Source organism: Paucibacter sp. TC2R-5 (genome assembly GCF_025717605.1).
In the GTDB taxonomy this organism is placed as follows: domain Bacteria; phylum Pseudomonadota; class Gammaproteobacteria; order Burkholderiales; family Burkholderiaceae_C; genus Paucibacter_A; species Paucibacter_A albus.
Window position 1 is genome coordinate 543296 of the sequence record NZ_JAJIRQ010000002.1, and the last position, 25759, is coordinate 569054.

Below are 25759 nucleotides of genomic sequence, written 5' to 3' on the forward strand. Positions count from 1 at the left end.
ATTTTGCCAAGGCTTGCCGCCTCGGCGACAGTCTGTTGCCCATAAGGGGGCCAAACTCGGGCTCTGCCGCTTAAATCAGGATTCTTGATGATGAACTTCGACTACAGCCCCAAGGTGCAAGAGTTGCAAGCGCGCTTGCTGGCCTTCTTTGATGCGCATATCTACCCGAATGAGCGGCGCTTTTTTGCCGAGGTCGAGGCGAATCGGCGCGCCGGCAATGCCTGGATTCCGACCGCGCTGATTGAAGAGCTCAAGCCGCTGGCGCGTGCCGCCGGGCTGTGGAATCTGTTCTTGCCTAAGTCCAGCCGCGCGCCCGAGGGGCTGTCCAACCTCGAATACGCGCCGCTGTGCGAAATCATGGGGCGGGTGTCCTGGGCGCCCGAGGTGTTCAACTGCTCGGCGCCGGACACCGGCAATATGGAAACCATCGAGCGCTACGGCAGCGAGGCGCACAAAACCGCTTGGTTGGAGCCGCTGCTGCGTGGCGAGATGCGCTCGGCTTTCCTGATGACCGAGCCCGAGGTCGCGTCCAGCGACGCGACCAATATCCAATGCCGGATTGAGCGCGATGGTGATGACTATGTGATCAACGGGACCAAATGGTGGTCGTCCGGCGCCGGTGATCCGCGCTGCGCGGTCTATATCGTGATGGGCAAGACCAACCCCGAAGCCGGGCGGCATGAACAGCAGGCGATGGTCTTGGTGCCGGCCAACACGCCCGGCGTCACGGTGTTGCGGCCGCTCAGCGTGTTCGGCTATGACGACGCGCCGCATGGTCATATGGAGGTGCGGCTGACGAATGTGCGGGTGCCGGCCAGCAATATCTTGCTGGGCGAAGGGCGCGGCTTCGAAATTGCCCAAGGCCGCTTGGGCCCCGGCCGCATTCATCACTGCATGCGCAGCATAGGTGCTGCCGAGCGGGCGCTGCAGCTGATGTGTGAGCGCGCGATTGCGCGGGTCGCCTTTGGCAAGACCATCGCCCAGCAGACCGTCACTCAGGAGCGCATCGCCGAGGCGCGCTGCAGCATCGAGCAGGCGCGCCTGCTGACGCTGAAGGCCGCCTACATGATGGACACCGTCGGCAACAAGGGCGCCAAGGCCGAGATTGCGATGATCAAGATCGTCGCCCCGAATATGGCCTTGAAGGTGATCGATTGGGCCATACAGGTTTACGGCGGCATGGGCGTCAGCGACGACACGCCGCTGGCCATGATGTGGGCGCATCAGCGCACCCTGCGCCTGGCCGATGGCCCCGATGAAGTACACCGTAACTCGCTCGCCAAGCTGGAACTGGCTCGCTACCGCGCGTCGCCGGGCGAAGTCCATATGCCGGTGACTCGTGGTAGCTAAGGGTTAGTACTTCCCTCCTTTGGGGGTCATAGCCAGCGGAGCGGGGCTGCTTTAGGCTGCCGGCCCATGCCCCGACTGACGCCATTTTTTCAACGCTGCTTGCTAGGCTTGTCTGCCCTCATGGCCCTGGGCTTGCTGGGCGCGGCGTTTTGGCTGGGGCCGGCCAGGGCGCCTGGTTTGGCGACCATCGCCCTCGGGTTTGCTGGCCTGACCCTGGTGCTCGGAGGGCTGGCGCTGCGCCATGCCTGGCAGGAAACCGCCGACGCCAAGCGCACGCTGGAAGAAGCGATCGAAGCATTGCCGGCCAGCGTTGAAATCTTTGATGAGAACGACCGTTTGGTTGCCTTCAACCGCCATTTGGTCGAGATCTACCCGCATATGGAGGCCGACTTCAAACGCGGCGCGCGCTTTGAAGACCTGGTTCGGACCTCGATCGCCTTGGGCGGTGTGCCCGCCGCCAAGGGCTGTGAAGAGGAATGGCTGGCGCAGCGCATGGCCGCCCGCGCCAAAGCTCGTTTTAACCCGACCGAGCCCCTGCTGCAGAACTTGCACGAAGACCGCTGGGTGCGCGTGCATGAGCGCCACACCCGCGCCGGCGGCGTGATCGGAGTGCGCATGGACGTCAGCGATCTTGTTCATGAGCAGCAGCGCCTGGCGGCCAGCAAGGCCCATTTACAGGCCTTTGTGTTGACCACGCCGAATGGCGTGCTGACACTGGATACCGAGGGGCATGTGCTGGCCTTGAACCCGGCGGCAGAGGCGCTGTTCGGTTTTGAGGCGAATGAGCTGAAGGGCAGCCATATTGATCTGCTGTTCGGCATCTGGATGGGCGCGCGCCTGAGTCTGGAGTCCTTGGTCGGAGGCTCGCAGGAATTGACCGCTCGGCGGCGTGATGGGCAAGAGTTGACCCTGCTGTTGAGCGTGGCCGAGGTCAAGACCAGCACCACGCACCGCTTTGTCTGCATCATCACCGACCTGAGCGAACGCAAACGCCAGGAGGTAGCGCTGCAAGAAGCCAATGCGCAGTTGGCCAAACAATCGGTCACCGATGGCCTGACCGGCGTGGGCAATCGGCGTTACTTTGACCAGCTGTTGCAACAGGAATGGCAGCGCAGCGTGCGGCATGGGCACTCTGTGGCTTGCATCATGGTCGATATCGATCACTTCAAGCTTTACAACGACCGCTACGGCCATGTGGCTGGGGACGATTGCCTGATCCGGGTGGCCGAGCTCTTGCGCGCCTGCGCCGGGCGCAGTGGCGAGGCGGTCTGCCGTTATGGCGGCGAAGAGTTTGTTTTGCTGCTGGCTGACTGCGACTTGTCCGGCGCCATGGTGGTGGCGCAGCGCTGCCTGGACAGCATCCGGCTCGCCGCCATCGAGCATGATGCGTCGCCGCTGCGCCGCCGGCTCAGCCTGAGTCTGGGCGTGGCGGCCGGTGTTGCCGATGCACAGGGCGTCGCGGTGAGCCTGGTCGAGCGTGCCGATGCGGCGCTGTACGCGGCCAAGCAAGCGGGCCGTGCGCGCATCGTCAGCAGCGAATTGGCCGCCTGAACACGCGCGGCTGGGCGTACCATCGCCCGCTTGAGCGACCACTCTTGAGCCAGCCATGACCCATCTCAGCGCGGCCGATTACATCCGCAGCCATATCCGCACCGTGCCCGACTGGCCCGTCGCCGGTGTGCAGTTCCGTGACATCACGCCGCTGCTGTCCAACCCGCGCGTGTTCCGGGTCTTGATCGACCAGTTTGTGCACCGCTATTTCGATGAGCGGCCCACCGCGATTGCCGGCCTGGACGCGCGCGGTTTCATCATCGGCTCGGTCTTGGCCTATGAGCTGGGCGTGGGTTTCATCCCGATCCGCAAAAAAGGCAAGCTGCCTTTCACCACGGTGGCGGAGAGTTATGAGCTGGAATATGGCAGCGCCACGGTGGAGATTCACGCCGATGCCGTCAAGCCGGGCGAGCGCATCGTGCTGATTGACGATCTGGTCGCCACCGGCGGCACCATGCTGGCCGGAGCGCGGCTGTTGCAGCGCCTGGGCGCGGAGCTGATCGAATGTGGTGCCATCGTTGATCTGCCCGAGCTGGGCGGCTCGGCCAAGCTGCGCGCGGCGGGGCTGCCGCTGTTCAGCCTGCTGGACTTTGACGGGGCTTGAGCCCGTCGGCTCGACTGACCGACAATAGCAGCTATGGCCAAACCAATTCCCCGTCTCAGCCCCGATCAAATCAAGCGCGTGATCGCCACCGCGTTTGAGGACAAACCGCCTTATAACAAGGTGCTGCAAGAGCACGCCATCAGCGAAGGCGAGCTGATGCAGTTGATGAAACGTGAACTGACTTCACCCGCCTATAAGCTCTGGGTCGCGCAGGGCAAGGGTGTCAAGAAGCCGACTGTGAAGTCGACCTTTCCGCACGGGCGCTGACCCGACACCAACGGGCTTCGCACACCCCCAAGAGGGGGTGTCTTCTTGTGGCATTGACCAGTGCGACGCAGTCCAGCTTGCGTATCGAAGCCCTGAACTTCAGCAGCAGTGGTCGTATTGCTACGGTTGACTATCAGCAGACGATGAGCAACTTTGTCATCAGCACCAACACAAGTTCACAAAGCAATGGCCTCTCCACCGACACGGCCACCATCGGCGGTGTGCTGTCAGGCTCGGCCTTGGAAGGCAAGACCATCAGCATCGAGACGCCTGTTGCGCTGACGATCCCGTCTACCCTTGATTACCCGACGGCTAGCAAGGTCGTCATCAAGGGTGCCGCCAACAGCGTCGTGCAGATGACGGTGCTTCCTAATGGCCGCGTCTTGATAGAACTTGATGCCGATGGCAACGGCTGCTTTGAGGCCAGCGCCAACAAAGCCTGGAGCGAGCTGCGCTGATGTGGCGGGCGCCGCTTGGGCAGGCCCTGCTGGCGCCGTTGCCTTTGCTCGGACTGCAGCCCTCACGCGCCGCATGTGCCGCTGGGGCTGTTGCGCTGACTGCCGGCGCTCAAGACAGCCGCAGGAATGAGCATGATGCCGAAGGTCGACATTTGCTGAGCGAGCAGGGGCGCTTGCCCGAGGCCTCCATAGCCTTCAACGTGGTTTGCGGCCCCTGGTCTGCGGAACTGTCTTGGCGTCATGCCGTCGGCAAGCGAGATTACGCGGGCTTCAGCAACCATGGCGGCGCGGTGCAGACACACAGCAGCTTTCGTCAGGACGAATGGACTTGGAGCTTGCAGCGCCCGGTGCTGGGCGGCTCGAGCCTTGGCATTCGGGCGCAGCGCCAAGAGATGCGACGCGAGTTGGCGTCGGTAGGCAAGGTGCTGGGCTACCCGTAGCGGCACGGGCATTGGGTCTATGCCTTGGGCCTTTTGTCAGAAGGCGCAGCCTGGGGCGAATCGCGCTGGTACCTTGCTGCTTGGTTGGGTGGCGGCCCCGGCGGGCGAGTCCGCATTGATCTGCCGATCGCCGATGAAGTCACCTTGCGAACCGGCACGATGCGGCAGGGTGAATTGCAGCTGAAATGGCTGTCAGCGCCTTGGGCCGAGGGCTGGCGCAGCAGCTTGGGCCTGCACTGGCGCGGCGAGCGGGTTGGCGCGGGCGCAGCGGCCACGCTATGGCGGCAAGGGGTGGCGGTGGGTGGCGCCTTGCAGCCTCGGCATGAGCTGCGCAGTGCGGGGCTTGAAGTGGGTGTGCAGCTCAGTTTTTGAGTCGGCCTGTAGGCCCTGACTATTTACCTATACAGAACTTGCTGAAAATTTCCCCGAGCAGTTCATCGGCGGAGAAGTTGCCGGTGATTTCGCCGAGTGCGCCGTGTGAAAGGCGCAACTCTTCGGCGAGCAGATCCAGCGCCGGGGGCTCCTGGTGGGCGACGCTCAGAGCCAGGGCTAAATGCTCGCGCGTGCGCTTGAGGGCCTGTACATGGCGTTCGCGGGCAATGAACAAGCCTTCCGGCGTGGCGTGCCAGCCGACTTGTTGCAGCAGGCGCTGGCGCAGTTCGGGCAGGCCCGCACCCGACTTGGTCGACAGCAGCAGCGCAGCCTCGGGCAGGCCGGTCACCACGGCCGCATCGGCCTTGTTGAAGACCTGCAAGATGCGCTCAGCTGGCACGTCGCCCAAGCGGGCCGAGATCAGTTTGTCTTCGGCTTCGTAGTCGGCCTGGCCGACGCGGGTCAGGTCGTGCATGAAGAGCAGCACGTCTGCGTCGGCGATTGCCTCCCAGCTGCGCGCCACGCCGATGCGCTCGACTTCGTCCTCGGTGTCGCGCAGGCCGGCGGTGTCGCTGATGTGCAGCGGCACGCCTTCGATTTGAATCGTCTGGCTGACCTTGTCGCGCGTGGTGCCTGGGATCGCTGTGACGATGGCCAGCTCGGCGCCGGCCAGGGCGTTCAAAAGCGAGCTTTTGCCCACATTGGGCTGGCCGGCCAGCACCACCTTGATGCCTTCGCGCAAAAGCGCGCCCTGCTGCGTGCGGTCCAGCACGGCTGCTAACTTGTTCTGCAAGCGGGCCAAGCGGCCCAGCGCGTCGGCCTGCTGCAGGAAGTCGATTTCTTCCTCGGGGAAATCCAGCGTCGCCTCAACCAGCATGCGCAGCTTGATCAACTCATCGCGCAGCTCGCTGACTTCTTTGGACAGCGCGCCGGCCAAGGCGCGGCCGGCGCTGCGGGCCGCCGCCTCTGTGCTGGCATCGATCAGGTCGCTGACGGCCTCGGCCTGCGCGAGGTCGAGTTTGCCGTTCAAGAACGCGCGTTGGGTGAACTCACCGGGCTCGGCCAAGCGAATACCCATGGCAGCTCCCGCCTCCATGCAGCGCGCCAGCAGCAGCTGCAAGACTACAGGCCCGCCATGCGCTTGCAGCTCCAGCACATGCTCGCCGGTGTAGGAATGGGGTGCAGGGAACAGGAGTGCCAGACCCTGGTCGATGGCGACGCCGTGGCCGTCGAGAAAAGGCAGATAGCTTGCCTCGCGTGGCCGTAGCTGGCGCGCACAGATGGCGTCAATCAGCGGGCTCAGTTCTTGCGGGGAGGAGACGCGCACGATGCCGACCGCTCCGCGTCCGGGGGCGGTGGCGATAGCGGCGATGGGGGCTTGGCGGGAGGACAGCATGCGAGGATTCTCGCTGATGCTACTTAGATATGAACCGGCGCCGGGCCGTCCCAAGCCGGTTCAGCGCCCCCTCGGGGGGCAGCGTCGGTAGTCCGACGCGTGGGGGCACAATGTTTGGCGCGGGGGAGGCCGGAGCAAGCACTCGCATGAGTCTTGTTCGCTGGCCCAGTTCGCACACCGGTTAGAAGACCACCGGCTGAGAAGCTCTGCCCCGCATGACGCGATTTGAGTCCTTTGCGCCGGAAAAAAATAGCCCCCCAGATGGGGGGACTGTTGCAGCGATGTGATTTATTCCTCGCCAATGGCGTGGCAATTGTTACCAACGAATCGGCAGGGCGCGCAGTCGCTGGTAGCGGCCGTTGGCAATGCGCGTTAGGTAGCCACCTTGCTCCAGATCCTTGACCAACTTGGAGACCATCTCGCGCGAACAGCCCAGGCGATGGGCCATCGCTTGATGCGTCAGCATGATGTCGTCGCCGGCGGTCGAGGAACTTTCCAGCAAGGCGCGCAAGCGCCCGTAGACATCATTCAGCGCCAGTTGCTTGGTCGACAGCGTGGCGGCGCGAGCGCGGCGGATCACCTTGGTCAAGAGCTCGAAGGCGAACTCCGGATGGGCGGCGATATGGGCCAAGAGGCTGGCGCGCGTCAGCATCACGCAGCGGGAGGCCTCTTCGGTGATGACGCTGGCCGAGCGCAGCCCGCCGTCCAAACTCATTTCGCCGACGTACTCGCCGCTACCGTAGATGCCATAGGTTACTTCGCGGCCGCGTGCATCGCAGCCATAGACCCGCAGGCTGCCCGAGAGCACCAGGTACAGGCTATCGCCCTGCGAGCCTTCTTCGATCAAGACCGCTCCGCGGCCATAGTTGCGAACCAGGCCGCGCGCGGCCAGTTGCCGCAGACTGGGCGGCAAAGCGGCGATATCTAAATCGGTAACGGAAGCTTCTGAGTGCATACCCGCAATTATCAGCGCCTCGCGTTACCGCTGACCTAACTCAATGCACACCGTGCATTTTCTTTTTCATCCAAGGTGTCAACAACATCAGCACCAGGCCGGCGCCGGCTGGGATGAGGGTGAAGATCAGGAAGAAGGTCGACATCGAGTAAGTGGCCGAGATGTAGTCGATATAGGCGCCGGTTTTACCGGCGATGAAGTTGGCGATCGCCGAGTTAAGGAACCAGACACCAAACATCAGACCCAGCAAACGCGCCGGAGCCAGCTTGGAGATATAGGACAGGCCCACCGGCGACAGGCACAGCTCGCCCATGGTGTGCAGCAAATAGGCCAGCGACAAGAACATCATGCTGACCTGCGCCGTCTTGGCGCCCGGTGGAATGCCGGACGCACCGTAAGACAAGACCGCAAAGCCCAGACCCAGCAAGACCAGACCGACGCCGAACTTGATCGGGCCGCTCGGGTTCCAATGCTTCTCCCACATCTTGGAGAACATCGGCGCCAAGATCACCAGGAAGAAGGAGTTCAGCACGCCGAACCAGGTCGCGGGTACTTCGGATTGGTCGAGCGAAAATTCGCGCGCCAGCATCCAGATGATCAAGCCCCAAATCGCCGCAAAGGCCAGTGCCAGGAGCACGATGGGCAGCGGGCTGCGCTTGCCGGTGCCGCGGTGCAACTGCACCAGCAGCCAGGTCAGGATGGCTGCCGGGATCACCGTCATCAGCGTGTTGACGATCTTGAAGATCAAGCCGCTGGTGCCGACCAGATTGCGGTCGGTGTAGTCGGCGGCAAAAATCGTCATCGAGCCGCCGGCCTGCTCAAAGGCGAACCAGAAGAAGATGGTGAAAAAAGCCAGCACAAAGATGGCCTTGAGCCGATCGGCGACGACGTTAGCGGGCAGATTTTCTTCTGCGTCGGCCTGTGCGGCGGCAGACTTCTCGCCCTTGACCGGCGGCGCGCCAATGTCGCCAAACAGCGATTGGCTGAAGTAGAACTGCAAAGCGCCCAGGATCATGAAGATGCCGGCCAGGCCGAAGCCATAGTTCCAGGAGATCTTCTCGCCGATATAGCCGCACAGCAGGATGCCGAAGAAGGCCCCGGCGTTGACGCCCATATAGAACAGCGTGTAGCCGCCGTCACGGCTGCCTTCGTTGTCCTTGCCGTAGAGCTGGCCGACGATGGCCGAGATGTTCGGCTTGAACAGGCCGGTGCCGGCAATCACCAAGGCCAGGCCTAGGTAAAAACTCGGGATGGTCTCCATGAACAAGGAGATATGGCCGGCCGCAATGATGAAGCCACCCAGCACGACCGCGCGGCGCGTGCCGAGGAATTTATCGGCCACGTAGCCGCCCAGAATCGGCGTGAAGTAGACCAGCATGGTGTACCAGCCATACAGCGAGGTCGCATCGGCGCGGCTCCAGCCCCAGCCGCCCTTGGCGGTCTCGGAGATCAAGAACAGCACCAGCAGGCCGCGCATGCCGTAGTAGGAGAAACGCTCCCACATCTCGGTAAAGAACAGCACGAATAGGCTGTCGGGGTGGCCGAGGATGGTGTGGCCCCCTGCGGCTTGAATTTTGTTGTTGTTCAAACGACTCTCCGTTCATGGTCTGAGTGGTGAAGGTCCTCGCGGCTCCCTCGTGAACCGTGCCGGCCCCTTATCGACGGCTTGTTAGATGTCGCCTCGGTGCCCACAAAGGACGGGCCGCCCAGAGATCATCTCGGCGGCAGCGGCGCGTATTGTCACCGCTGCCAGCCCTTGGTTTGGGCAGGCATAACCCCAGTCTTTGCAGGCAAAGCGGCTCAATTCCCTGTAGCTACTTCATGGATTAGGCTATGCTCCGTGTCGGAGGTCATAGTCATCATGCGTATCGGAGCCTTGAGCCGCGCCACCGGCGTCGACATCGAAACCATTCGTTTTTACGAGAAGAGCGGCCTGCTGCCTGGCCCGGCGCGCAGCGAGAACGGGTACCGCGATTACGCGCACGCTCATTTGGAGCGTTTGGCCTTTATTCGCCATGGCCGTGCCTTGGACATGTCGCTGGCCGATATCGGCTTGCTCCTGGCCAGTTTGAACAGCCGCGATGCGGCCTTGCTGAGCGGGGTGGATGCGCTGGTCGATGCGCAACTTGCGCGCGTGCGCGCAAGGTTGGCCAGCATGCGGGCGCTGGAGCAGCAGTTGGTGGCGCTGAAGAGCCGCTGCGACGGTCGCCATGAGCAGCATGGCGCGCAGGGCTGCGGCATCCTGGAAGAGCTGGTGGCGGCCGCCCATGGTGAGGCCTGCGCCTGCCATGTCGATGGTGCGGCAGTAGGCCCGGCGCGTCAGCCAAGCGCTAGCTTGAAGCGTTAGGCCATGCTGATGACGCGCGCAGGAGTGCAAACCATGCTCAAGGCCAGTCTCGTGTTGGCAGCCGCCCTGATGGGCGGCAATGCCATGGCCGCTGAGGTCTGGAAATGCCAGGTCGGCGATCAAATCAAATATTCGGATCGCCCTTGCCAGGCTGCGGGCGAGGCGTTGCCGGCGCGCAGCTTGCAGGGCAATGTGGTGGACGCGGCCGTCAAGCCGCCGCCGGCGCAAGCCGCCAGTGGGGCCGCGGCCGGCCCGGTCGTGGATGCCCGCCCGCCCGCCAATGTCTGCCCCGCTGAACTTGAAATCAGCGCGATGGAAACCCGCGCCAGTTCGATCAGCCTGAGCCCCGAGGCCAAGGCTTTTATGCGAGACGAGGTGCGGCGTGCGCGCCAATGTCGCAAAGGCCAGGGCCGCTACATCGCCGCCGACTGGGACATCAGCCGCCAGGCCCAAGCGGCGCAAAGCAGCTCCAGCGGCGCACAGGACGCCCGCCGGCGCGCCGAAGATATGCACAGCGCCGCCGACCCCGGCGAGGGCGATCGCATCTCCAGCATGCGCGAACAAGAGCGCGCCCAGCGCGAGGCGCAGCGCCGCCAGGACCAGCGCTTGCAGAACCAGGCGCCTCGCCCGCCGGCATCCATACCCGGGCGCTGAGGCGAAATTGGGCTTGACCCTGGTGTGGCTCCAGGCTTTCCAATCACCTTACTGATACTTGGAAAGCCCAATAGCCATGTCCGCTCACTGCTGCAACCATGACGCGCCGGCCGCGTCCGCCATCACCAACTTGCCGCGCTACCGCCGCGTGCTGTGGATCGCCTTGATCGTCAATGCGGCGATGTTTGTGGTCGAACTGGCGGCGGGCGGCAGCAGTGGCTCGCTGGCGCTGATTGCCGATGCGGTGGACTTTGGTGCCGATGCGCTGAACTATGGCGTCACTTTGGCGGTGCTATCGGCGGCTCTCGCCTGGCGCGCCCGTGCGGCCATGCTGAAGGCCGTCAGCATGATGGCTTTTGGCGGCTTTGTGCTGGCCAAGGCGGTCTGGAACCTCAGCCACGGCCTGACGCCCGACGCCCCCACCATGGGCATGGTCGGGTTGCTGGCGCTGGCGGCCAATTTGGGGGTGGCCTGGCTGCTCTATGCCTTTCGCGATGGCGACTCGAATATGCGCAGCGTCTGGCTTTGCACCCGCAATGATGCGATCGGCAACCTCGCCGTGATGGCAGCCGCCTTGGGCGTTTTTGGCACCGGCAGCGCGTGGCCCGATTTGCTGGTGGCGGCCATCATGGCGACGCTGGCCTTGCGGGCGGGCTGGCAGGTCTTGGGGCAGGCGCGGGCCGAGTTGCGCGCCCCCGCCCCTCATCATCACCCCCATGCACATCAGCACGCGGGTCATGACGGTCACGGCCATTGAGAGCCTGAGAAAATAGGAAATGAAGCGAGTGGCATGATGATGCCCTATGGCGATTCAATATCTGCAGCGCTTGACAGGGCAAGACCGAACCCTGCTGGCCAACCGCCAACTGGGCGGCATGCTGGCCTTCATTGCCGGCGCGATCAATGCGGGCGGGTTTTTGGCGGTGCAGCGCTACACCTCGCACATGACCGGCATCGTGTCCTCCATCGCCGATGACCTGGCCACTGGCGGCTTCGCCTTGGCCTTGGCCGGGTTTGCGGCCTTGCTGTCCTTCATCGCCGGTGCGGCCTGCACCGCCATCCTGATCAATTGGGCGCACCGCCGCCAGATGCACAGCAAATATGCGCTGGCCCTGTTGCTGGAGGCCGGCTTGCTGCTCTTGTTTGGCTTGGTGGGCGCCAATCTGCGTTCGCTGGAGCATTTGCTGATTCCTACCGCCGTGCTTTTGCTCTGCTTCATCATGGGCCTGCAAAACGCAACCGTGACCAAGATCTCTCATGCCGAAATCCGCACCACCCATATGACCGGCGTGATCACCGATCTGGGGCTGGAACTGGGGCGGCTGATCTACTGGAACCGCACCCAGCAGCGCAATAGCGTGCTCACCGTGCGCGCCAACCACGACAAGCTGATGATCCATCTGGTGATCCTGAGCCTGTTTTTTGTGGGCGGGCTCGCGGGTGCGCTGGCCTTCAAGCACTTCGGCTTCTCGGCCACGATTCCGCTTGCCTTGCTTCTGATCGTGATCGCTGCACCGGCGCTGTTGCTGGACTGGCGGCGCGGCTGACTTGGCACACCGCCCCACTGTTTATCTTTCTGCCTGCCTGCCCTCTCGCCCCTCCCAAAGACCCCAATGCCCGAATCAGCCGACCTTGCCCAGCACCTGAAACCCTTTGTCTACGAGACGCTGAACACCAAAGCGCTGCATTTCTCGATCTGTGAGATCCAAAGCCGGATGCAGACGCTGCGCCCGCATGCGCTGGACCTCGACTACACCCGCACCATGGCCGCCTTCCTGCTGTTCAGCCCAGCGCCGGACATGCTGGCGATGATTGGCCTGGGCGGCGGCTCGATGGCCAAGTTCTGCCATCGCTTCCTGCCGGCTACGCGCATCAAGGTGATTGAGATCAACCCACATGTGATCGCGCTGCGCGAGCAGTTCTGCGTACCGCCGGACGACGGGCGCTTCAAGGTGCGGCGCGGCGACGGCGCCGACTTCGTGCGCTTCCCGCCTTACCGCCTGGACATGCTGCTGGTTGATGGCTTCGACTACGACGGCCAGCCGCCGGCGCTGTGTTCGCAGCGCTTTTATGACGACTGCTATGACGCGCTGCAGCCCAATGGCTTGGTGGTCATCAATCTGCACGCCGCACATGTCGACTTTGACGTCCATGTGGCGCGTATCCGGCGCACATTTGGCGCCGAAGTTTTGCTGGTCGCCGATGCCGACGGCAGCAACACCATCGTCTTTGCCTGCAAGGGCTCGCTGGCCCAACGCTTCAAACCCGCCAACTCGCGCCGGCCCGAGCATCTGGATGCCGACACCAGGGCCGATTTGATGCCGGCCTTTGTGGCGGTGGAGCGCAGCCTGTGCAATCAGCGCTTAGGTGGTGTGGGTATGCAAGGCCGGAAAGTCGGCAATTAGTGCTGCTGTTGCAGTGCCCTTGCCCGTGATCATGCTTTCAGGCTCTTGGCTCAGTCGCCTGAAGTCTTTGCTTGCGTTCGGGCGTGTAATCCCACCAGGGTCGCGCAGCGTCACCGGCCATGAAGCGCGTGACGGACATGAATACATCGATCACGCAAGGGTCATGCCGCACACCCGTCACCGTGCAAAGCGCCGCATACATCTCAAACGGGCATTTGCCGAGCAATTGTTCGGGGGCATGTACGCCGAGCAATTCCAAATCCGCCGCACCGGCCTTGCCGATATTGGGCAGGTCGGTCAGGCGGTGCACACGACTTCGTTCAACCTTGCTGGGATTCATGTTGGCCCGCTCCTATTCAATATTCAATCAAGGCCTCGCTGAGTCTTGCAGCTATTGACCATGAGCAACTCGTCGGGCTCGGTCTCGAATTCAATCACCTGCTCAGGACTCGCCGGCTCAAGCCGGGCTTGCCTCAAAGCACCGGCTCTGAAACGGCGGTACAGCATGCAGCGCCGAGCCATAGAGGTGGAGGTGGAAGGTGGCCTGCTCTCCAAGAACGGAGGTGGCGTGAATCTCGTCAGGCAACATCCAAAGAAGCTGCCCAGCGCCAACGTTGACCGAATCGACGGCAACCACTTGCCGGGAATCCTTGACCACGCTCTGGAACCTTGTGTTGATCTCACAGCCCTGAATTCCAACAATGACGGCCCAAGTTTTGTGTTCATGCGGCCGGCTTGTCACGCCTGGACCATCCGAGACAAGATAGATCGACGGCCCGCCCTTGGAACTAACAGACAAATTGTGCAGCACCTCCTGCCCTGGCCCGGCCTCTTGCAAATCCAGTCGACCGAAGTCAAGTCCGCGACAAAGCTTCAGCAAGTCCTCCGCCACTGATTGCAAGTCGGCAAGGCTGAGTTCGGCGCGAGGGTCGAAGCGCCGCTCAAGCTGCGTCACGAATCCTTGCAGTGCAGCCTCAATCATGGGTGAACTGCGCTACGGCTTCGGCGAATGCTCGCCGTGGATCAAGTGCCTTGGTGATGGCGCGGCCCACAACGATGTGTGTGGCTCCAGCGAGCGCGGCGGCTCGCGGATCTGCCGTGCGAGCCTGATCACTTGAGCTTGAGCTTGATGCACTCTTTAACTGCACGCCCGGCGTGAGCACCAGCATGTCCGAAGGCAGCACCCCGCGAAGCACTTCGGCCTCTTGAGCCGATGCCACCACGCCGTGGCACCCACAGTCGGCGGCAAGGTGAGCCAGACGCAAGACTTGCGCTTGCACCGATGGTTCCAAACCAATCTCCTGCAGATCCTTGTCGCAGAGACTGGTGATCACCGTCAGGGCCACAATCTTCAGCCCTGGGAACGGCAAGGCCGCCTCGACCGCCGCGCGCAGCACGGCCGACCCCGCCGAGGCATGCACACTGACCATGCTGACACCTAACTTCCCTGCCGCAGTGACTGCACCTGCGACCGAATTGGGGATCTCGTGCAGCTTCAAGTCGAGGAAGACCTGCTTGCCGCTGCTGACCAGTTCGCGGACGAGCTCAGGCCCGGCCTCGGTCAGCAATTGCAGACCGACCTTATAGCTACGCGCAGCGGCGCCCAGCTCGGTCACAAGCGCAAGCGCTTCACGGCTGGACTCGAAATCGAGGGCGACGATGACAAGCTCAGACATGGTGGGATTGGATGAGAGATTCAAACCAGCGGCTCACCTGACCGTTGAAGCCGCTACCGCATAGATCTGCAGCGTGTGCAGCTGGGCCAAGTAGGCGGCACCGCGCGTTGTCAAACCCATGGGTAAAAAACATCAGCTTGCTCTCATCGTTAGCTCAGCAAGGGCAATTGTATGCAGACAAGCTTGCCCCCGAACGGGCAGATGCCTCGCCTGCCTGACAATCGCGGGGCGACTTCAGCCCTCAACAAGCCCATGCTCAACTCATCCAGCCCAACGATCAACGCGCCCTCGCAGGCCGGACTGGCACTCGCGGCCGCCTGTTCGGCAGGCTTTCTTTGGGGCACCGGCGCCTTGGTCGTCAATGTCTTGATCGTCAAATACGGTTTCAAGCCGGAGAACATCTCGTTCTGGCGTTTTGCGCTTGGCGCAGCCGTGCTGCTGGCGGTTTTCGGTAGCCGCATCGACGGAGCCAAGCTGCGGCCGCTTCTGCCCACCGCGCTGGTCGCCGGCACCGCGATGGCCGGCTATGTCTTGTGCTGGTTTCTCGGCATAGAGCGCATCGGGGCTTCAATTCCGACCTTGATCGCGCTGTGCCTGCCGCCGGTGCTGGTCACCATCGTGGCGCTTGTGCGGGGCCAGGAGCGCTTGGATGCGCCGTTGCTACTGGTGCTGTCGGCGGCGCTGATCGGCACCGTCTTGATCGTCGCCAGACATGAGAGCGGGCCGGCGGGCGGGGATCAGCGCGATCTCGTCATCGGCATTGCTTACGCGATCGCCTCGGCCTTGCTCTATGCCGGCTTCACCCTCATCAGCGGGCGGCTGTCCGCCGAACTTGGCGCCGGCCAGGCGGCCACCTGTCTGACGCTGGTGGCCGCCCTGGTGATGGGCCTGTCGACGCTGTACCGGCCGCTGCACTGGCCGACCGGCGTACCGCCGCAGGCCTGGTTCCTCTACCTTGGCTTGGTGACCGCCGCACTGGCCCTGTTGGCCTTCAGCTGGGGCGCGGCACGGCTGAGCCCTATGGCCCTGACCGTCGCCACCTTGATCGAGCCGCTGAGCGCCGTACTCTTGGCCGCGCTATTGCTTGGCGAGCAGCTGGGCGCCTGGCAATGGTTTGGTGGGGCCTTGCTCTTGCTCAGTATCTGGGGCTTGGGCAGGCGGGCTGCGGCGCCGGTCAAGTAAGGCAACGCCGACATGCCTGAAAAGGCAAAACGCGCCGACGACGTCCAAACCCAATTGTGGTCCAGCTCCCATCCTCTTCATGCCGTTCAGCCAGGCTCAAATTTCTTGCTTTCTTTGGCTTGGATGGAGGGGATGAACGGGATATGGAGGGGTTAAACAACCCCGATTGATCTGAAGGTCAGCGTGAGTTTGACAGGGCACTGCGTTCAGGCTTTTACCGCTTCATTGGGCCAGCGGTAGCCCAGCACGCATTCAACCGGATATGAGTTTTCACACACGCTATCGAGTTGGTTGCCGCCGTATAAGTAGACCCGGTCGTCTACGGTCTGCAGGTAGAAACCTACATGCCCCTTCCAGCTTTCCGGCGACTCTCGCCAGAGCACGGCAATACAGCCCGGCCTGGGTTCGCTCAAGGGCTCGCCCCAGGCCAGCCAGGAGCGCGCCAAGGCCTGGCCGGTGCCCGCGATCCCAACTTGAGCGAAGACCCAATTGGCGAAGGACGAGCACCACGAGGCCTTGTCGTCATACCAAGGCGTCGTCGTGCAGCGGTGGTAGAGCCCAACGCGTGGGTGGCTCATTCCCGGCGCCAGCGTCCTGACGCCGGCCTCTGCCCTTGCGATGGGCAGCCAAGGCGGAGTTGGCATATTGAGTTGAGCCATTGGACAGGCAGCGCAGCGGGCTTACTTGCTGCTCTTGAACTCCCCAAACCCCTTCAGTTGCTCAGCCACCGCCTTGTCACCCACGACAACCAGCGACTGCGTCTCGGGCGAGAAGTACTTTTTGCCAATCTCACGTACCTGCTCGGCGCTAACTTTTTGAATCAGCGGCACAAACTGGCCCAGGAATTCGGCCGGCAGGCCGACCAGCCAGTTGTTGGCCAGCGTCTGCGCCACTGCGCCCTGCAGCTGCGTGGTCAGCAGATAGCTGCCGGCCACATAGCGCTTGTTCATCGCCAGCTCCTCGGCCGGCACCAACTCGACGCCGATGCGGCGGTACTCATTGACGAACTCCTGCAGCGAGGCGCCGGTCACCTCGTTGCGCACATCGGCGCCGCCTGAAATGGCACCGCCAACGCGGTAGGAGCGCGCCCCGGCGTTGGCGCCATAGGTATAGCCCTTTTCTTCGCGCAGATTCTGGTTGATGCGGCTGGAAAAGCCGCTGCCCAGGATGGTGCTGGTCAGACGCAGCGGCACTTGGTCGGCACCATTCGCCGGCGCACCGGGACGGCCCAGGCGCACGGTGGACTGCACGCTGTCAGGGCGCTCCAACAAGATGTGCTGCGGCTTGGCGCTCAGCGGTGCGGCGGCGATCTCGGCCGGCGCCGGGCCTTGTGCCTTCCAGTCCCCAAAAGCGGCCTGTGCCAGCTTCATGGCCTCGGCTGCCGTGATGCGGCCGGTGATGACCAGCAGCGCGCGGTCCGGGCGGAAGCGTTTCGCATGCTCCGCGCGCAAGACTTCTGCCGTGGTGGCTTCAATCGACTCGGCCGTCTCCTGGCTGCGGCCATAGGGGTGCTCGCCATAGATCGCTTGGTTCAGCGCCTTGCTGGCTCTAAAACCCGGCTGCGCGCTGGCGACCTTGAGCGCTTGCAGCGCGTTGGCCTTGGCCAGCGCCACCTCGCCCTCAGGGAAAGACGGGCTGCGGGTCACTTCGGCCAGCAGCTTCATCATGCCTTCGGCGTGTGAGGTGAGCGCGTAGGCGGTCAGCGTGATGCCGTCGTTAGCAGGCGCCGCTGCCACCCCGCCACCCATGCCTTGGGCGGCCTCGGCGATGGCGCGTGAGTCGCGCTGGGCCGTGCCTTCGTTCAGCAGGCCAGCCAGCAGCTTGGCCTGGCCGGGCGTGGCGGCCGCGTCCGCGCCGAAGCCGGCACCGCGCAGGGCCAACACATAGTCCACGCGGGGCAGACCCTGGCGCGGCAAGACCCAGACCTCGAGTCCATTGGCCAGCGTCTTCTTGCTGATCTGCGGCACCTGGATCGCTTTGTCCTGGCCGTACTTGGGCAGCTCGGCCGGCATCTTGATGGCCTCGGCAGCGACTGCGATCAAAGGCGTGGCCAGCATGGCAGCCAACACGATCTTGTTCAAAAGAAATTGGTTTTTCATGATGTTTGTCTCCCTCTTGTTCAAGGCTTGGCGGCAGTGGCTGCTGAAGCTGCCTCGGCAGGTGGCGCCAACATCGCCACCGGCTTGCGGTCAATCACCGAGCGGTTGGCCACGGTCAGATAGGTCTTGGCCACGCGCTGCACATCGGCCGAAGTGACGGCCTCAATCCAGCCCGGAATCTGGTTGACGACATTGGCGTCGCCCCACAGCGTTTGCAGCTTGGCCAAGGTGTCGGCGCGACTCAAAAAGCTTTCCAGGCCGTTGTACCAATCGGCCAGCAAACGGGTCTTGATCCGCTTCAGCGTCGCGTCATCAACGCCGTTTTTGACGACCTTGGCGATTTCTTCGTCCATCGCGGCCAGCAAGACATCGGCCGTGGTGGTCGGCTTGTAGAGCGCAAACACGGTGAAGATGGTCGGGCCGTCGTATTCCCACACGCTGGTCAGGCCGTAGAGCGACTCGACATTCAAGGCCAACTCACGCCCTTTGACCAAGCCTTGGTAGAAGCGCGAAGCGTCGCCGCCGGCCAACAGCTCGCCCAGTACCGCAAAGGCGGGCTGGTCGCGGCTAGCCCGCGCGGGCATCTTCCAGGCCGCTGCAATCGCCGGCACTTGCGCCAGCTTGTCGCTTTGCTGCAGGCGCTTTTCGGCGGTGTTCAGGCCTTCGCTGAAGTCGCTCGGCGCCGGTGTGGGGCGCTTTGGAATCGCGCCGAAATACTGCTGGGCCAGCGCAAAACCCTTGGCCGGCGTGATGTCGCCCGAGATCGCCAGCACCGCGTTGTTCGGTCCGTAATAGTCGCGGTGGAAGGCGCGAACATCATCGAGGCTGGCGTTTTCCAGGTCCTTGAAGCTGCCGTAGCCGTCGTGATTGTTCTCCCATTTCTCGAAGGCCAGGCCACCGATGTCGATCCACATAAAACCGCCATAGGGCTGGTTCTGCACATTGACGCGGATCTCTTCCTTCACCACATCTTGCTGGTTCTTCAGCGTCGCGGCATTGAAGTCCAGTGTCTTCATGCGGTCGGCTTCCAGCCACAGGATGGACTCCAGCGCCGAGGCCGGCGCGGTCTCGATGTAGTTGGTGAAGTCGGCGCGGGTCGAGCCATTGTTATTGCCGCCGCCGCCGGTGATGACCTTGTCGAACACGCCCTTGGGTGCGGTCGGCGTGCCCTGGAACATCAGGTGTTCGAACAAATGGGCGAAGCCGGTGCGGTCCTTGGGCTCCAGCCGCATGCCGACCTTGTAGACCACGCTGACGCCGACGGTCGGCGAGCTGTGGTCGGGCGAGACCAGCACGGTCAGGCCGTTAGGCAGCTGCTTGCTGTGCACCGGCACCTGCCAGCTGTCGGCGGCTTGCGCTGAGAAAGACAGCGCAAGGCCGGCGAACAAGAGGCTGAATGAATGCTTTTTATACATGGGCTTTTCTCTCAGGGTTGGCCTTGGCAATCAAGGTTGCGTGACGGGCATTTTGAAGGTGTTGGCGATAAAGGACAGCATATCCGCGCGTTCCTCGATGATCTTGGAGGTCGGCTTGCCAGCGCCGTGGCCGGCCTGCGTCTCGATGCGGATCAGCTTAGGCGCAGCACCGGTGTCCGCCGCCTGCAGCGCCGCTGCGTATTTGAAACTGTGAGCCGGCACGACGCGGTCGTCATGGTCGCCGGTGGTCACCAGCACGGCCGGGTACTTGACATCCGCGCCGGACTTGATGGTGTGCAGCGGCGAATAGGCCAGCAGCGCCTTGAACTCATCGGCCTTGTCGCTGGAACCATAGTCCGGCTCCCAAGCCCAGCCGATGGTGAACTTCTGGTAGCGCAACATGTCCATCACGCCGACCTGTGGCACGGCCGCGCCGAACAGATCGGGCCGCTGGTTGACCACCGCGCCTACAAGCAAGCCGCCGTTGGAGCCGCCGTTGATCGCCAGTTTGCTGGGGTTGGTGTACTTGTTGGCAACAAGCCATTCGCCGGCGGCGATGAAGTCGTCGAACACGTTTTGCTTCTTCAGCTTGGTGCCGGCCTCATGCCAGGCCGAGCCGTACTCGCCGCCGCCGCGGATGGCGGCCAGCACATAGACGCCGCCCATCTTCATCCAGGTCGCGGCCGTAATGCCGTAACTCGGCGTCATCGGCACATTGAAGCCGCCGTAGCCGTAGAGCAGGGTCGGGTTGTTGCCGTCCAGCACCAGGCCCTTTTTGTGGGCAATGAAGATGGGTACCTTGCTGCCGTCCTTGCTGGTGACAAAGGCGCGCTGCGTCTCGAACTGCTCTGCTTCAAAGGCTGTCTGCGGGCGCTTGAACAGCGTCGCCTTGTTGGCCGCCACGTCAAAGCGATAGGTCTCGGTCGGCGTCGTCAGGCTGGTGTAGCTGAAGAAGGTTTCCTTGTCCGACGTGCGGCCGGCAAAGCCGCTCGCGGTGCCAACGCCGGGCAGCTTGACCTCACCTTGGAGCTTGCCCTTCATGTCATGGATGCGCACCACGGTCGATGCGTCGCGCAGATAACTCAGGAGCAGGCGGCCGCACACCGCCGAGGCGCCCGTCATCGCGTCCGCGCCCTCGGCCACCAGGGTCTTCCACGGCTGCTTGCGCGAGGCCTGCAAGTCAATGGCGACCAGGCGTCCACGCGGTGCGTCCTTGTCGGTCTTGACGATCAAGGTGTTGCCGTTCAAGGCCACCGGCACATATTGGGCGTCAAAAGCCAGGCTGATCGCCTTGGGCTCGCCGCCCGCAAAACTGCCCTTGACCAGGGGCAGCAGCATCAGGCCGTTCTTCTCGCCGCCCTTCCAGACCGTGATGAAGACGGCCTTGCCGTCGTCCGAGACCTCGGCGCCGAAGCCCCATTCCTTCTCGTTCGGATTGCTGGCGACCAGCTGATCCTCCGATTGCGGCGTGCCGAGGCGGTGGTAATAGAGCTTCTGGAAATAGTTGGCGCCGGTCAGCGCCGCGCCCTCGGCCGGCTCGTCATAGCGCGAGTAGAAAAAGCCCTTGCCGTCCGGCGTCCAAGCCGCACCCGAGAACTTTACCCAGTCCAGCTTGTCGGCCAGGTCGCGCCCGGTCGTCAGGTCGCGCACCTTCCAGGTCTGCCAATCGGAGCCGGCCGCGGCGACGCCGTAGGCCAGCAACTTGCCGTCGCGCGAGGCCGCATAACCGCCCAAAGCAGCGGTGCCGTCCTTGCTCAGCGTGTTGGGGTCTAGCGCGATCGTTGGCTCATCGGTCGGCGACTTGGCGGTGTAGAGCACCGCCTGCTGCTGCAGGCCGTTGTTGCGGGTCCAGAAATAGCGGCCGCCCTCCTTGAAGGGGATGCCGAATTTTTCAAAGTTGTAGAGATCGGTATAGAGCTTGCGCACCGGCAGGCGCTGCGGCATCGCGGCCAGATAGGCGTCGGTGACCAGGTTTTGCGACTTGACCCAGGCCTTGGTTTGCTCGCTGTTGTCGTCTTCCAGCCAGCGGTAGGGGTCGGCGACCGGGGTGCCGTGATAGGGGTCGGTTTGCTCGACCTTGGTGGTGACGGGGTAGGTCGGGGCGCTTTGGGCCTGTGCCTGGTTCAGCGCCAAAAATGTCAAAACGGCTAGCGTCAAGGCCTTGTGGGCCACTGTCTTCTTCATCATCGTCATCGTCCTCGTGGGTAGTTCTAACTAACTATCTGTCTGTCTTGTTGATTGTCTAAGCCGTGGCGCTGACCGGCTTTTGCGCCAGCATGCACCACAAAAAGGATTGGCCAAACAAGCCGCTGTCGCGGGCGTGAGTCCGCATCTGGCGCAAGCTGTGAATTCTGAAGGATGGGCCCCAGAGATCTCGCAGCGCGGCCTCGGTGTATCCAAGCCCGCCACCCAAGGTTTTGCCTTCCAGCACCTGCTGGTCGGACAAGCCGCTGCCGCCTTCTGGACTGAAGCACACCAGGCCAAAGTGGCCGCCCGGCTTCAAGGCCGCCCAGACCAACTGGACATAGGCTTCTCGTTGCTGTGGTGCGAGGTGATGAAAGCAACCAGAGTCGTAAACGAGCTCATAAGTTGCGGGCGCAATGTTCAGGTCAAACACCGAGCTGTGGCGCAGGTCCAAGCTGACGCCTGCCTCGCTGGCTCGCTGCGTCGCCCATGTGATGGCTGCTTGGGAATAGTCGACGCCAAGGACTTCAAAGCCGACCCTGGCCAACAAGACCGCGTTGCGTCCGTTGCCGCAGCCGATATCCAGCGCCGCGCCGCGCTTGAGCGCTGAGTCACTGTTGACCCATTCGGCCAAGTTCTCGTCCGGCGCTGTGCCGAAGAAGGGAGGCGTCTTCTTTGAGCGGTCCGCATAGAAGTCGTCCCACCAGTCGCCTTTGCGGTCTGACTGGTGCGGGTCGTTTGGGCTGCACTCTTGGCCTGGGGAGGGCGTGTTAGACATCGATGCGCTCGAAGCCGGACGCTCCGCCAAACTTTGGCAAGTCGTCGTGACAAAAAGACCAATCGGCTTTGTCGCTGAAGAAGTAGTGGCCGCTCGGCTTGGAGGTCAGCGGCGTGGAGAGAATGCCGGCCGGTACGCCCAGAATGCCGGGAAGTCGCTTGTCCTCGGTGAACACATGGGTGCCGCACTGCTTGCAAAAATGACGCAGGCCATTTTCGCTGGCTGCGAATTGCTGCAAATTCGTCGCACCGGAGATAACCGTTGCTTCGCGCGGCAGGCTCAACCAAGTCGTGAACGCCGCGCCGCTGAGCCGCCGGCATTGCTGGCAATGGCAGTGGATGACGCTTTTTGGCTTTGCCTCGCAATGCAGACCGACAGCGCCGCAATAGCAGCTTGCGAGCAAGTCTGAGGTTTCGGTGGCGGTCATGTGGGCGAGAAATTGAGTGGCTATGGCTGAAAAGCGCGCTGTGCTCGGGCTGCCGCATTCTGGCAAGCAAGAGCTCATATGACGAAAGGCACGGGTCGCTATTTGCCCCAAAACAGTGCCGATTGCGGGTTTCCTCGGGGTCTTTGTGTTGTGCAAGGTAAAGATGGGCAAGTTCAAGAGGTGTCAGGTCGAAAACAAGTTCAGAAGCTGGCTTCGATTCGATTCAGCACGAAAGAGTCGACAGACAGGCCACCAACTCCTTGACGTTCGATAGCAAAGGACCACCGTCATGAATGCAAGCATTAGCTCGATTGCCGTTTCCGCCAATGCCCGCGCTGCAGCGCCGCCGCGCCTTCCTCCCAAGGCCGAGGACGTGTTCAAACAAATTGACAGCGAAGGCAAGGGTTCCGTGACTGCGTCAGACGCGGCCGCCTACTTGGTGAAGATCTCGCCCGAAGGCGCGCGCAAGGCGGACGCTGCAGACTCTTCTTCTACTTCACAGCTCCAGCAAGATATCGAGCGGGCGCTCAGCAAGGCCGATGCGGACGGCAATGGCCAACTGAACCAGGCCGAGTTCAAGCAAGCGCTGGCGCAAGGGCCGGCAGGCAGTCGGCGTGCTGGTGCTGATGCAGACGGCGACGGCGACAAAGGCGCCGGCGCTGCAGCGGGCCGCAGCCAGGGCGCCGGCCGACACCATGGGCCGCCGCCGGGCGGGGCTGGTGGCGCTGGAGCAGGGGCGAAGGCAGGCGGCGCGAGCAGTGCTTCGACCAACTACGAAAAAGAAGATGCGAACCGGGACGGCAAGGTCACCGAGCCCGAGCGGCAAGCCTATGCGGTTCAGCATCCGAAGCAAGCTGCTGCTGAGGCTGCACAGAGTGTGAAGACCGCGACGGCCGCGTCCGCTGTTCGGGCTGCGAGCGATCTGGCACTGCAGCGGTATCAAGAAGTGGCTAGCAGTGTTGAGTGAAGAAAAAGGGCTACTTCTCTGGCAAGTACGCAACCGCCTTACCGGGCACTGTCTCGCGGCGTGTCCAGCAGTCCGTACTGGGCGGAAATCCTTTTGATCGCCCCGCTCTTGGCCATGGTCTTGAACTCAAGGTTGAAGGCATCGACCACGGCATCGTCAAGGGCGCTGCGCGAGAAGGCCACGCCCAAGTGGTTAATGTCGGCCACCAGGATGGGCTCCAACGCTACCCCCTGGCTGCGCGCCTCAAAGACAAAGGAAGGGCCGACGCCAAAGATGGCACCGTCGGCGCCGAAACGGTCAAGCTTCAAAAGCTTGACCAAGGTTTCGACATTCGCCTCTTCGCTGATTTTCAGTTGTTCGATGCGCGCCTGACGCTCACGCAGCTTTTTTGCGCTGGTCGATCCCCGGACCACGCCAATCATCACGCCGTTCAACTCGGCCTCGCTGCGTAAAGCTTTGTTCTTGCCGGCAACGCGCAGATACACCACATTGGCGGGGAAGATCGGGGCAGGGTTGAACAGGAAGTCCGCCCTGTCCTTGTTGAACGAGAGGCCAACCACACCATCGAAAATGCCCGCCTTGACTTCGGCCCAAGCGCGCGCCATTGGACGCACTTCATAGGCACATGTATGGCCTAACCGGGCACAGGCGAGATCCATCGCCTGCACAAACGCCCCGGTGGGCCGTCCGTCGGCAAGCCAGAAATACGGCGGCTGGTCGGGACCGACGAACTTCAATTCGCGCGCGAACGCACCTGCCGGCAGCAACAACACAAACCAGCACACCAAGTGCCATAAAGTCTTGCGGTTAGAGTGGTACGGGGCGAGTGTGGGTTTCCTCTTCGAGGGATCAGGAACTGGGGACATTGTGGCAATTTGGCGAGGCGTAATTCAGAATAGTGCGCCGGTGCCCCCGAGGAAAGCACGCTGTTTCGATTTTCCAATCTGGGTAAGGATAACTTCCCAAACTGCGTCAAGTGCTCCATCCATAGCCGCCTGCAGGGGCCGGGGTCAGGTCTTGATTTTTAAGGCATGACCTGACCCTCGCGGTGAAAGCCCGAGAAGTGCATGCGCGCAGCGCAGCACCTTTCGAGGCGACGCGCAGCGAGCCGTGGAGAAGCCGATCAGCCTAAGCGTCAGTCCCTGACAGTCAACGCCCAAACGCCCACCCGCGATCTAGCCCCCACCCCCGAAAACCTCCCCCGATACTCCTCCGGCGTGATCCCGTTGTGCCGCTTCAAACTCCGCTGCAAGCTGTCCACCGACCCGAACCCCGCCCGCTGCGCCACCCGCGCCAAAGGCCAGCTCGTCTGCTCCAGGTGCGATTTGGCGCGGTCCAGCCGCAAGGCCTCGACAAAGCGCGCCGGCGTCTGGCCGGTTTCGCTCAAAAACAGCCGCGCGAAATGGCGCTCGCTCATATGAACCCGCAGCGCCAGCACAGCAATGCTGAGATCCTCCGCCGGATGCTCAGCCATCCAGCTCAATAACTCACCCAAGCGTTGTCCCACCTTGCCCGACTTGCTGCTCGCCTGAGTCTGCGCCTGCAGCCCCGCCGAGTATTGCGACTGCCCGCCGGGCCGGCGCAAGTACAGCACCAAATTGCGCGCCACTTGTAAGGCCAGCGCCTGACCCAAATCGGCCTCCACCAGAGCCAGCGACAAATCAATTGCGGCGGTGATGCCGGCCGAGCTGTAGAACGGCGGGTCGGCGACATAGATCGCATCCGGCTCCAGCAAGACCGCTGGAAACATCTGCTTCAGGCGCTCGCAATACTGCCAATGCGTAGTGGCACGCCGGCCATCGAAGAGCCCTGCCGCAGCAAGCGCGAAAGCGCCGGTACAAACACTGCCCATGCGGCGCACCAGCGGTGCGCGGCGCTGCAACCAAGGAATCAGCTTAGGCACCGAGCCAGGTTGCTCCAGCACCGCGTCATTGCCGCCAACCACCAGGACCGTGTCGATCTCGCCGCGCAGGGCGGACAGCGCCGTCGTCGGGCCGATCTGCAGGCCTGAGTTGCTGGTCATCGGGCCGCCCTCGGGCGAAGCCAAGAGCAGGCGGTAGGGCATGGTGCGGCCGGCGGCTTTGCAGAAGCCATTGGCCTTGCTGAACACCTCCCAGGGGCCGGTGACGTCGAGCGACTGGCAGCCCTCATAGGCGACGATGACAACGGTGCGGGGCGCATCGGTGAGCGGCTTGGCCTTGGCAACTTTGGCAGTATTTGCGGTCATTGTGT

General features: G+C 62.9%; 28 protein-coding genes. 14 read left to right on the forward strand and 14 right to left on the reverse strand.

The window, feature by feature from the left end; translation table 11 throughout:
- Positions 1-90: 90 nt before the first annotated feature.
- The 7 genes from LNV08_RS06135 to LNV08_RS06165 all read left to right on the forward strand — a co-directional run bounded on the left by LNV08_RS06135 (position 91) and on the right by LNV08_RS06165 (position 5042).
- On the forward strand, positions 91-1350 hold the full coding sequence (locus LNV08_RS06135) for an acyl-CoA dehydrogenase family protein (RefSeq protein ID WP_263532965.1): 1260 nt from the start codon (positions 91-93) through the stop codon (positions 1348-1350).
- A gap of 66 nt (positions 1351-1416) precedes the next feature.
- Positions 1417-2901, forward strand: coding sequence for a diguanylate cyclase (locus LNV08_RS06140; protein WP_263532786.1), 1485 nt, complete (start codon positions 1417-1419; stop codon positions 2899-2901).
- A gap of 55 nt (positions 2902-2956) precedes the next feature.
- Positions 2957-3505, forward strand: a complete 549-nt coding sequence (locus LNV08_RS06145; protein WP_263532787.1) for an adenine phosphoribosyltransferase — start codon at positions 2957-2959, stop codon at positions 3503-3505.
- Between the two features lie 33 nt (positions 3506-3538).
- Entirely contained in the window at positions 3539-3772 is a 234-nt protein-coding gene (locus tag LNV08_RS06150) for a DUF2805 domain-containing protein (protein ID WP_263532788.1), read from the forward strand.
- A 47-nt stretch (positions 3773-3819) separates the two neighbouring features.
- Positions 3820-4230, forward strand: a complete 411-nt coding sequence (locus LNV08_RS06155) for a hypothetical protein (RefSeq protein ID WP_263532789.1) — start codon at positions 3820-3822, stop codon at positions 4228-4230.
- Positions 4230-4670, forward strand: a complete 441-nt coding sequence (locus LNV08_RS06160; RefSeq protein ID WP_263532790.1) for a hypothetical protein — start codon at positions 4230-4232, stop codon at positions 4668-4670. Before LNV08_RS06155 ends, LNV08_RS06160 begins: the two co-directional genes overlap by 1 nt.
- A 24-nt stretch (positions 4671-4694) precedes the next feature.
- Positions 4695-5042 (forward strand): hypothetical protein, encoded by a 348-nt coding sequence (locus tag LNV08_RS06165; RefSeq protein WP_263532791.1) that lies wholly within the window; start codon positions 4695-4697, stop codon positions 5040-5042.
- Positions 5043-5061: 19 nt separating this feature from the next.
- Here LNV08_RS06165 and mnmE read toward each other — a convergent pair whose 3' ends face one another.
- From mnmE to LNV08_RS06180, 3 genes are all read right to left on the reverse strand, one after another.
- Complete coding sequence (gene mnmE, locus LNV08_RS06170) at positions 5062-6438, reverse strand: tRNA uridine-5-carboxymethylaminomethyl(34) synthesis GTPase MnmE (RefSeq protein WP_263532792.1); 1377 nt, start codon at positions 6436-6438, stop codon at positions 5062-5064.
- A 316-nt stretch (positions 6439-6754) separates the two neighbouring features.
- A complete protein-coding gene (locus LNV08_RS06175; protein WP_263532793.1) occupies positions 6755-7393 on the reverse strand; it encodes a Crp/Fnr family transcriptional regulator in 639 nt (212 codons plus the stop codon).
- A gap of 40 nt (positions 7394-7433) precedes the next feature.
- Positions 7434-8981, reverse strand: a complete 1548-nt coding sequence (locus tag LNV08_RS06180) for a peptide MFS transporter (RefSeq protein ID WP_263532794.1) — start codon at positions 8979-8981, stop codon at positions 7434-7436.
- Between the two features lie 273 nt (positions 8982-9254).
- Between LNV08_RS06180 and LNV08_RS06185 the strand changes: the two genes are divergently transcribed.
- The 5 genes from LNV08_RS06185 to LNV08_RS06205 all read left to right on the forward strand — a co-directional run bounded on the left by LNV08_RS06185 (position 9255) and on the right by LNV08_RS06205 (position 12799).
- Positions 9255-9740 carry a MerR family transcriptional regulator gene (locus LNV08_RS06185; protein WP_263532795.1) on the forward strand — a complete coding sequence of 162 codons (486 nt, stop codon included), beginning with the start codon at positions 9255-9257 and terminating at the stop codon, positions 9738-9740.
- A gap of 33 nt (positions 9741-9773) precedes the next feature.
- Complete coding sequence (locus LNV08_RS06190) at positions 9774-10394, forward strand: hypothetical protein (protein ID WP_263532796.1); 621 nt, start codon at positions 9774-9776, stop codon at positions 10392-10394.
- A gap of 76 nt (positions 10395-10470) precedes the next feature.
- Entirely contained in the window at positions 10471-11151 is a 681-nt protein-coding gene (locus LNV08_RS06195; protein WP_263532797.1) for a cation transporter, read from the forward strand.
- 46 nt (positions 11152-11197) lie between these two features.
- A complete protein-coding gene (locus tag LNV08_RS06200) occupies positions 11198-11941 on the forward strand; it encodes a YoaK family protein (RefSeq protein ID WP_263532798.1) in 744 nt (247 codons plus the stop codon).
- 66 nt (positions 11942-12007) lie between these two features.
- Positions 12008-12799 carry a methyltransferase gene (locus tag LNV08_RS06205; protein ID WP_263532799.1) on the forward strand — a complete coding sequence of 264 codons (792 nt, stop codon included), beginning with the start codon at positions 12008-12010 and terminating at the stop codon, positions 12797-12799.
- A gap of 37 nt (positions 12800-12836) precedes the next feature.
- Here the strand turns inward: LNV08_RS06205 and LNV08_RS06210 are convergent, their stop codons facing one another.
- From LNV08_RS06210 to pyrF, 3 genes are all read right to left on the reverse strand, one after another.
- Positions 12837-13139 (reverse strand): helix-hairpin-helix domain-containing protein, encoded by a 303-nt coding sequence (locus tag LNV08_RS06210; RefSeq protein ID WP_263532800.1) that lies wholly within the window; start codon positions 13137-13139, stop codon positions 12837-12839.
- Between the two features lie 117 nt (positions 13140-13256).
- Entirely contained in the window at positions 13257-13781 is a 525-nt protein-coding gene (locus LNV08_RS06215) for a hypothetical protein (RefSeq protein ID WP_263532801.1), read from the reverse strand.
- Positions 13774-14475, reverse strand: coding sequence for an orotidine-5'-phosphate decarboxylase (gene pyrF, locus LNV08_RS06220; RefSeq protein ID WP_263532802.1), 702 nt, complete (start codon positions 14473-14475; stop codon positions 13774-13776). The genes LNV08_RS06215 and pyrF overlap by 8 nt, the downstream gene beginning before the upstream one ends.
- Before the next feature lie 252 nt (positions 14476-14727).
- On the opposite strand from pyrF, the gene LNV08_RS06225 reads away from it, so the two are divergent.
- Positions 14728-15657: a DMT family transporter gene (locus tag LNV08_RS06225; RefSeq protein ID WP_263532803.1), complete on the forward strand. Its 930-nt coding sequence runs from the start codon at positions 14728-14730 to the stop codon at positions 15655-15657.
- 206 nt (positions 15658-15863) lie between these two features.
- On the opposite strand, the gene LNV08_RS06230 is transcribed toward LNV08_RS06225, so the two are convergent.
- From LNV08_RS06230 to LNV08_RS06255, 6 genes are read right to left on the reverse strand one after another with little or no spacing between them, the layout of a single operon-like run.
- Positions 15864-16316, reverse strand: a complete 453-nt coding sequence (locus LNV08_RS06230) for a TIGR02594 family protein (RefSeq protein WP_263532804.1) — start codon at positions 16314-16316, stop codon at positions 15864-15866.
- Positions 16317-16337: 21 nt separating this feature from the next.
- On the reverse strand, positions 16338-17756 hold the full coding sequence (locus LNV08_RS06235) for a M16 family metallopeptidase (RefSeq protein ID WP_263532805.1): 1419 nt from the start codon (positions 17754-17756) through the stop codon (positions 16338-16340).
- 20 nt (positions 17757-17776) lie between these two features.
- Positions 17777-19171 (reverse strand): M16 family metallopeptidase, encoded by a 1395-nt coding sequence (locus tag LNV08_RS06240; protein ID WP_263532806.1) that lies wholly within the window; start codon positions 19169-19171, stop codon positions 17777-17779.
- Between the two features lie 30 nt (positions 19172-19201).
- Complete coding sequence (locus tag LNV08_RS06245) at positions 19202-21358, reverse strand: prolyl oligopeptidase family serine peptidase (protein ID WP_263532807.1); 2157 nt, start codon at positions 21356-21358, stop codon at positions 19202-19204.
- Between the two features lie 55 nt (positions 21359-21413).
- Positions 21414-22133: a class I SAM-dependent methyltransferase gene (locus tag LNV08_RS06250; protein ID WP_263532808.1), complete on the reverse strand. Its 720-nt coding sequence runs from the start codon at positions 22131-22133 to the stop codon at positions 21414-21416.
- Positions 22126-22560, reverse strand: a complete 435-nt coding sequence (locus LNV08_RS06255) for a GFA family protein (RefSeq protein WP_263532809.1) — start codon at positions 22558-22560, stop codon at positions 22126-22128. Before LNV08_RS06255 ends, LNV08_RS06250 begins: the two co-directional genes overlap by 8 nt.
- 289 nt (positions 22561-22849) lie before the next feature.
- Between LNV08_RS06255 and LNV08_RS06260 the strand changes: the two genes are divergently transcribed.
- Positions 22850-23527 carry an EF-hand domain-containing protein gene (locus LNV08_RS06260; RefSeq protein ID WP_263532810.1) on the forward strand — a complete coding sequence of 226 codons (678 nt, stop codon included), beginning with the start codon at positions 22850-22852 and terminating at the stop codon, positions 23525-23527.
- 38 nt (positions 23528-23565) lie between these two features.
- On the opposite strand, the gene LNV08_RS06265 is transcribed toward LNV08_RS06260, so the two are convergent.
- Together LNV08_RS06265 and LNV08_RS06270 are read right to left on the reverse strand one after the other, a co-directional pair.
- Positions 23566-24300 carry a substrate-binding periplasmic protein gene (locus tag LNV08_RS06265; protein WP_263532811.1) on the reverse strand — a complete coding sequence of 245 codons (735 nt, stop codon included), beginning with the start codon at positions 24298-24300 and terminating at the stop codon, positions 23566-23568.
- A 362-nt stretch (positions 24301-24662) separates the two neighbouring features.
- A complete protein-coding gene (locus LNV08_RS06270; RefSeq protein ID WP_263532812.1) occupies positions 24663-25754 on the reverse strand; it encodes a GlxA family transcriptional regulator in 1092 nt (363 codons plus the stop codon).
- Between the last annotated feature and the right edge of the window lie 5 nt (positions 25755-25759).

Coding starts and splice junctions, on each gene's coding strand:
- LNV08_RS06135 (WP_263532965.1), top strand. CDS start 91: ATGAACTTCGACTACAGCCCCAAGGTGCAAGAGTTGCAAGCGCGCTTG.
- LNV08_RS06140 (WP_263532786.1), top strand. CDS start 1,417: ATGCCCCGACTGACGCCATTTTTTCAACGCTGCTTGCTAGGCTTGTCT.
- LNV08_RS06145 (WP_263532787.1), top strand. CDS start 2,957: ATGACCCATCTCAGCGCGGCCGATTACATCCGCAGCCATATCCGCACC.
- LNV08_RS06150 (WP_263532788.1), top strand. CDS start 3,539: ATGGCCAAACCAATTCCCCGTCTCAGCCCCGATCAAATCAAGCGCGTG.
- LNV08_RS06160 (WP_263532790.1), top strand. CDS start 4,230: ATGTGGCGGGCGCCGCTTGGGCAGGCCCTGCTGGCGCCGTTGCCTTTG.
- mnmE (WP_263532792.1), bottom strand. CDS start 6,438: ATGCTGTCCTCCCGCCAAGCCCCCATCGCCGCTATCGCCACCGCCCCC.
- LNV08_RS06175 (WP_263532793.1), bottom strand. CDS start 7,393: ATGCACTCAGAAGCTTCCGTTACCGATTTAGATATCGCCGCTTTGCCG.
- LNV08_RS06185 (WP_263532795.1), top strand. CDS start 9,255: ATGCGTATCGGAGCCTTGAGCCGCGCCACCGGCGTCGACATCGAAACC.
- LNV08_RS06190 (WP_263532796.1), top strand. CDS start 9,774: ATGCTCAAGGCCAGTCTCGTGTTGGCAGCCGCCCTGATGGGCGGCAAT.
- LNV08_RS06195 (WP_263532797.1), top strand. CDS start 10,471: ATGTCCGCTCACTGCTGCAACCATGACGCGCCGGCCGCGTCCGCCATC.
- LNV08_RS06200 (WP_263532798.1), top strand. CDS start 11,198: ATGGCGATTCAATATCTGCAGCGCTTGACAGGGCAAGACCGAACCCTG.
- LNV08_RS06205 (WP_263532799.1), top strand. CDS start 12,008: ATGCCCGAATCAGCCGACCTTGCCCAGCACCTGAAACCCTTTGTCTAC.
- LNV08_RS06210 (WP_263532800.1), bottom strand. CDS start 13,139: ATGAATCCCAGCAAGGTTGAACGAAGTCGTGTGCACCGCCTGACCGAC.
- LNV08_RS06215 (WP_263532801.1), bottom strand. CDS start 13,781: ATGATTGAGGCTGCACTGCAAGGATTCGTGACGCAGCTTGAGCGGCGC.
- pyrF (WP_263532802.1), bottom strand. CDS start 14,475: ATGTCTGAGCTTGTCATCGTCGCCCTCGATTTCGAGTCCAGCCGTGAA.
- LNV08_RS06225 (WP_263532803.1), top strand. CDS start 14,728: ATGCTCAACTCATCCAGCCCAACGATCAACGCGCCCTCGCAGGCCGGA.
- LNV08_RS06230 (WP_263532804.1), bottom strand. CDS start 16,316: ATGGCTCAACTCAATATGCCAACTCCGCCTTGGCTGCCCATCGCAAGG.
- LNV08_RS06235 (WP_263532805.1), bottom strand. CDS start 17,756: ATGAAAAACCAATTTCTTTTGAACAAGATCGTGTTGGCTGCCATGCTG.
- LNV08_RS06240 (WP_263532806.1), bottom strand. CDS start 19,171: ATGTATAAAAAGCATTCATTCAGCCTCTTGTTCGCCGGCCTTGCGCTG.
- LNV08_RS06245 (WP_263532807.1), bottom strand. CDS start 21,358: ATGATGAAGAAGACAGTGGCCCACAAGGCCTTGACGCTAGCCGTTTTG.
- LNV08_RS06250 (WP_263532808.1), bottom strand. CDS start 22,133: ATGTCTAACACGCCCTCCCCAGGCCAAGAGTGCAGCCCAAACGACCCG.
- LNV08_RS06255 (WP_263532809.1), bottom strand. CDS start 22,560: ATGACCGCCACCGAAACCTCAGACTTGCTCGCAAGCTGCTATTGCGGC.
- LNV08_RS06260 (WP_263532810.1), top strand. CDS start 22,850: ATGAATGCAAGCATTAGCTCGATTGCCGTTTCCGCCAATGCCCGCGCT.
- LNV08_RS06270 (WP_263532812.1), bottom strand. CDS start 25,754: ATGACCGCAAATACTGCCAAAGTTGCCAAGGCCAAGCCGCTCACCGAT.